The organism is Pontimicrobium sp. MEBiC01747, assembly GCF_053601635.1.
Genome location: NZ_JBSHNS010000449.1, coordinates 1 through 1605, shown reverse-complemented (window position 1 = coordinate 1605; position 1605 = coordinate 1). Strand labels below are relative to the sequence as shown.

At 32.5% G+C, this 1605-nt stretch carries 1 protein-coding gene; it reads right to left on the bottom strand.

Features of this window, described 5'->3' with window-relative positions; genetic code table 11:
- A partial coding sequence (locus ACVC2P_RS14780) for an OmpA family protein (RefSeq protein ID WP_452599226.1) occupies positions 1–1453 on the bottom strand: 1453 nt, incomplete at its 3' end.
- Positions 1454–1605 lie beyond the last annotated feature (152 nt).

Sequence of the window (1605 nt, the reverse complement as noted above, 5' to 3'; positions counted from 1 at the left end):
CATCCATAGTTACTTCTAACTCCGTTTCGGTTTCACACTCAACAATAAACTCAACAAGTCCTAATGCGTTTGTTGGCTTAGAAGATAATTTATTTCCTTGATTATCGTATAATGTAGCCATTGCTCCCTCTAAAGGTTTTCCTGTTTTATTATCTGTAACATTAGCTGCAATTAAAACATCACAAATAGGTTGTAATTTTTTAACACCATAAATATCGTCTCCTCCTTTTCCACCTTCTCTGTTAGAAGATACAAAACCTTCTCCTGTTTCATCGTTCATAGAAAATGCGAAATCATCTCCATTACTATTTACTGGTATACCTACATTACGTATTGGTGCCATTTTTCCATCTATTTCTTTAGTATGGAATACATCCATTCCCCCAAGACCTAAATGTCCTGTTGAAGAGAAATATAGTGTGTTATCGTCTCCAATAAAAGGAAACATTTCTTGTCCTTCTGTATTTACTTTTTGTCCTAAATTTACAGGTTCTCCAACTTGTCCTCCATTACCTATAGATGCTTTATAGATATCAAAGTTACCGTAACCTCCAGGCATATCTGAAGCAAAATATAATGTTTTTCCATCTTTACTTACCGATGGGTTTTTAATAGAATAGTTTCTACTATTCATTGATAATGCTTCTACATTTTTCCATTCGTCTCCACTCTTTTTAGCAACATACATGTGTAATACACTGTACTTTGTGTTAGATAATGAATCTTTCTCATAAATGTTTTCGAAAAAACTTTCTCTTGAAAAATACATTGTTTTTCCGTCTGGTGTAAAAGACACAACACCCTCATGATATTTTGTATTAATATCATTACTTAATAGTTCTTCTCCTTGGTATGTTCCATCTTCTGCTACAGTATACTCATAGATATCAAGAAAAGGCTGTTCATTCCATCCGTAAGTTTTTCTAGAATCATTTCTAGCAGAAGTTATATATAACTTACCATCTTGTAGGGTTCCTCCAAAATCTGAAGTTGCTGTATTGATATCTAAATTTTGAACATTAAACTTTTTACCTCTTTCTAATATTTTAGGTAAGTAGTTTGGGTTAGCTAAAAAAGCTTGAGCTCTATCATCTCCAGGACGCATAGATGCAAACTTTTTCATTTGTACATTTGAAGCTTCGTACTTTCCGTTTGCTTTTAACATTTGAGAATACTTGTAAGTCATTTCTGCATCACTTGAAGTTTCTAATGCTTTAGCATACCAGCGTTCTGCTTCTACTGTATTAAAGATATTATAGTTAGATTCTGCTAAACGCCCGTAAACATAAGCGTCTCCTTTTCCGTTTTCTATTAATTTGTTATACGCTTCAGCAGCTTCAACAAATTCGAATTTTGCAAAGTACTTATCTGCTTTTTTTGTAGCTTTATTTTGAGCTGTAACTGTAAAGCCACTCAAAATTGCTAATGCCATAAATAATACTATATTTTTCATCTGATAATTTTTATCTTTTCTTTTAACTATTAAAAATAACGTGGTGAACGAGAGACTTTCTTAGGTAAGAAAATATCGAAGTTTATAAATATCTCATGAGACGAGTTTGTAACAACATTTAAGTCTGACTGTATACTATCGTAAGCATAGCC